The 4,049-nt window shown below is 30.5% G+C and carries 3 protein-coding genes; all 3 read left to right on the top strand.

Annotated elements, in window-relative coordinates:
• Nucleotides 1–333 precede the first annotated feature (333 nt).
• The 3 genes from AB671_RS09485 to AB671_RS09475 all read left to right on the top strand — a co-directional run bounded on the left by AB671_RS09485 (nucleotide 334) and on the right by AB671_RS09475 (nucleotide 3,582).
• On the top strand, nucleotides 334–879 hold the full coding sequence (locus tag AB671_RS09485) for a tetratricopeptide repeat protein (RefSeq protein WP_157444171.1): 546 nt from the start codon (nucleotides 334–336) through the stop codon (nucleotides 877–879).
• Nucleotides 855–1,802 carry a helix-turn-helix transcriptional regulator gene (locus tag AB671_RS09480; RefSeq protein ID WP_066680030.1) on the top strand — a complete coding sequence of 316 codons (948 nt, stop codon included), beginning with the start codon at nucleotides 855–857 and terminating at the stop codon, nucleotides 1,800–1,802. The genes AB671_RS09485 and AB671_RS09480 overlap by 25 nt, the downstream gene beginning before the upstream one ends.
• 148 nt (nucleotides 1,803–1,950) lie before the next feature.
• The gene (locus AB671_RS09475; protein ID WP_066680029.1) at nucleotides 1,951–3,582 is read left to right on the top strand and encodes a T9SS type A sorting domain-containing protein; all 1,632 of its coding nucleotides are present in this window, start codon (nucleotides 1,951–1,953) and stop codon (nucleotides 3,580–3,582) included.
• The last annotated feature ends 467 nt before the right edge of the window (nucleotides 3,583–4,049 follow it).

The following is a 4,049-nucleotide window of genomic DNA, read 5'->3' as shown; positions in this document are numbered from 1 at the left end:
GCAAGAGCAGCTTGAGTATTTCTTCTGTTTTCATTAAATACAAAAATAGAATTTTATCTAGTTTATCCCCAGGTTTTGTTGTTGATCCATGATTCCCAGAATAAAAGATAATCTATGGGTAATTTTTTAAGAATATGTTCTTAATTCTTTTAAACCTTTAATTAAACCTTCCTATTAAAAAAAATTATAAATTTAGATAAGAATTAGTAGTTTCAATCTGAAATGAAACTATTTTTATATTAAATGATGAAAAAGAAAGTATTTTTTGTTTTTTTATTTTTAAATCTTATTAATTTTTGTGCTGCACAAGAGAGAAAATCTTATGCTTCTTAAATAGATTCAGCCAATGCGCTTAAGTACAAAGATGTAGAAAAGACAAACCTATATATTCAAAAAGCTAAAAAAATAGCCTCTGAAAAAGACCTTGAAGACTTTTACCTTAAAACAATCCAAATCTATATCGATATCAATCATTTTGATGAGGCATTGGAGTATTGTACCAAAGCTCATGAAGTGTTTACCGAAAAAAAAGATCTGGTAAAACTCGCAAAGGTCAATAGTTTTTTTGCTTTTATTTATGCTCAGCTTAATGATCCACAAAGGGCTATAAAATATTACAAAATAGCATTAGGTTTTTACGAAAAGAAAAATGATAAAGCCGGAATGATCAAAGGTTTGAATAATTTAGGGAATGCTTATTTCACATTATCCAAATACGATTCGTCTCAGTATTACTTTCAGAAAAGTCAGGTAATTTTTAAAGATTATGATGATCCGATTTTAAAAGCGTTTGTCATGTCAAATCTTGGTAAACTCTTTTTAGTAAAAAACAATTTACGCAATCAGAAAACTATTTGCTGGAGGTTAAAAATATTTTAGTAGAAAATAAAATCAATGATCCAGATGTAAACTACAATGCTAATTATAATCTTGCAACCTTTTATATTAATCGTCGTGACCCTGTAAAAGCATTAGCCTATGCAGAAAAGACTGGAGATTTTATTCAAAAGAATACGGTTGATTTTAGTAACATCAGATATTTGGATAATTTGTATAATGCTTATCTTCTTAATAATGATTATAAAAATGCAGCTTTAACTTTTAAAAAGTATGATTCTATAAGAGATATGCTCAATATTGAAGAGAAAGCTGTAAATGTAGAACGAATAAAAGCTCAGCATGAATATGAGCTAAAGAAGAAGCTAGATACCTTAAAGCAAGAAAAAAGAAACTTAGTATATATTGTTATACTGGTAGTTTTTCTACTGATCGTTGTTATCTGTATTCTCTACACGATTAATTATCGAAATAAAACTGAAGCGTTAAATCTTGAGAAAAAACTGATAGAAGCCAGAGAAAAAGAATTGGAATTTGATAACCACATGAAAGAAAAACTATTGGTATATCAGTCGATGGAACAGCAAAAAGTTGATTCTATTTTTAAATCTATCTTGGAAAAAGTAAATGCTTTGAAAATAAAATATCAGCATGCAGAAGAAATCTCAGAGATCATTAATGAAATTAAAATAAGTGTGAAGCCTAACACCTGGGAAGATTTCGAATATCAGTTTTTACATATCCATGAGTCGTTCTATAAAAATTTAGAACAAAAACATCCGAACCTTACCAATTATGATAAGCGGCTAGCTGCAATGCTAAAACTTCGATTATCTACAAAAGAAATTTCAAATTTATTGAATGTTACTCCTAAAACAATAGAGAATTCACGCACAAGACTTCGGAAAAAACTAGAATTGACCAATACAAAAGAAGATTTGTCTAAATATCTTGATGATTTTTAATGTGTTGTATATTAGGTTTTTATGGTTGGTTGGGTGTGTGGTGTGTGTGTGAAGTTTTACAGCTATAGGTGGTAACTATGTAATGTTTTTTTATGGTACTCTCAGAATACTTTATTCCTTTGTCCCAGACAAGAAATAATAGAGAGATATGAAAAAATTAATTACATTATTATTGACAGGGTTCATGATTTCTGCAACATCTGCACAATGGAATCCTAATACAAATCAAAATTTATCTGTTACAAATCCTGGAAATGGATCAGTATTTTCTGAAGTAACTAAAGACGGGAAAACATATATTGGTTTTTGGAAACAAGTTGGTGCGCCTACTAATTTCGAATTGTGGTTGCAGATATTAGATCAGAATGGAAATAAGCTATTAGGAGCAGACGGTACTATGCTTAGTAACCAAATTCTAATGGCTAGTTCTACAGTGTTTGAAAAGACAGCTGTTGATGCTTCTGGGAATTTTTATATTGGAGTAACAGGAACGGGAACAGGAACTCCGGCTTTTGTTTTTAAAATTACACCTCAGGGAACATTGGTATGGCCAAACGGAATTAATGTAGGGGCTGGTTATTTGCCAACTATTCTTCCTTTATCCAATAATGATATTGTGGTAGGGATGTTGTCTTCAACACAAACGAATATGCAGGTGCAAAGATACAATGCAGCTGGGCAGCCAGTTTGGGCAGCTCCTATCGGTATAGCATCTGATGACCCAGCCAAACAGACGGCTCCTTCTGACTTTTTTGAGTTGCCAAATAACGAAATAGCTTTAATATTCCACAAAAAAGTATCAGCACAGACTACAAGTTATCTGTTTGCTCAAAAAATAGATTTCAACGGAAATATCCAATGGTCAGACGGGCCTATACAAGTGAGTACAAAATCTGTGGCTTATAATGTTAAATATTCCGCTGTTGTAGATGGGAATATGGTATACTATGGCTACAGCACCGGACAAGGCAATAGATTTGATTCGTATTTACAAAGAATTAATTTTTCTGATGGTACTAAACCTTGGGGGATTGATGGGATAGACTTTGATGTCAACCAAACCAACTTTGAAAAGAATACAAGAATAGCATTTTCTTCTGGCTCTCCATATATTTGGGCTATTGCTAATTATACAACCCCTTCACAAGGATCTGGAGGTGAATATGTACAAAAATTTGATAAAAATACAGGAGCTAGACTTTTTACAGATAATGCTAAGCAGGTCTTCCCTATATCTGCTGAGTTTATGTCGCATAATGGTGATCTGTATTTACATGAAGGTAAGCCATACTTTGTCGTTGAAAAAAGAATTAATACTGCATTGCTACCTACTTCTTATAATGCTGTTTTATTGAATGATAGCGGAGATTTTGCATGGTCACAGCAATATATTCCAATGGCGATCTTCAATGCAAGTAAATCTTATTTAAGTAGTTTGAAACCTCTTAATAAACAAGCAGTGATTGTCTTCAAAGAGAAAAAAACGGGTGATGCAACTTCTGTTATTTATGCTCAAAATTTGGTTTTTCCTAATACTTCATTGGGTACCAACGATATTGTAAAATCAAAACCAATTACTTTGTATCCAAACCCTGCTACAGATGTTATCCATTTAAATGGTGCAGATAATTCTAATTTTATGATTTATAATGCTGTAGGGCAATTGGTGAAGTCTGGTGAAATTAAAAAAGGAGAAATTGCAGTACAGGATCTTGTAAAAGGACAGTACATTCTGAAACTTAAGGGACAAGAAAAAGTAATAAAATTCATTAAAAAATAAATAAAAAGTAAAATAAGAAGAAATTGGTAACTGTGTGATTATTAATTATTTACAAGATTTAATAACAGGGTGATTTCAATTTGTTATTGAGAATTAAAATTTACTATGCCATATTCCAGGAGACCTAAAGCAATTTAGGTCTCTTTTTGTGAAAATAGTTTTATGAAAATATCTAGTCTTATTTTTAGGTTCTAAATCTCCTTTAAAAATATATTTTTAGCTGATTATTTATTGAATTACTTTAGTTATGCTTCTTTTAGAAGTAAAGATTCAAATTTTGACCTTGCTTTCAATATTAATAAAAGATAATTCACTATTTGATAGGAAAAAAAGTCTATTAAAATTAGTTAATATTTTAGCCTTAAAATATTTTACTTGTTTTTTAATTATTTTTTATTTCTCTTATGCTTTTTTTATCAAAATACTTTTGTAATCGATTGTGCACGATATATCAGTAAATCATAATC

It is taken from the genome of Chryseobacterium sp. BGARF1 (genome assembly GCF_001677955.1).
Lineage (GTDB): Bacteria > Bacteroidota > Bacteroidia > Flavobacteriales > Weeksellaceae > Chryseobacterium.
This window is presented reverse-complemented; position numbering and strand designations above follow the sequence as displayed.

Excerpts from the sequence above, each read along its gene's own strand:
- AB671_RS09475 (WP_066680029.1), top strand. The coding sequence starts at position 1,951 with ATGAAAAAATTAATTACATTATTATTGACAGGGTTCATGATTTCTGCA.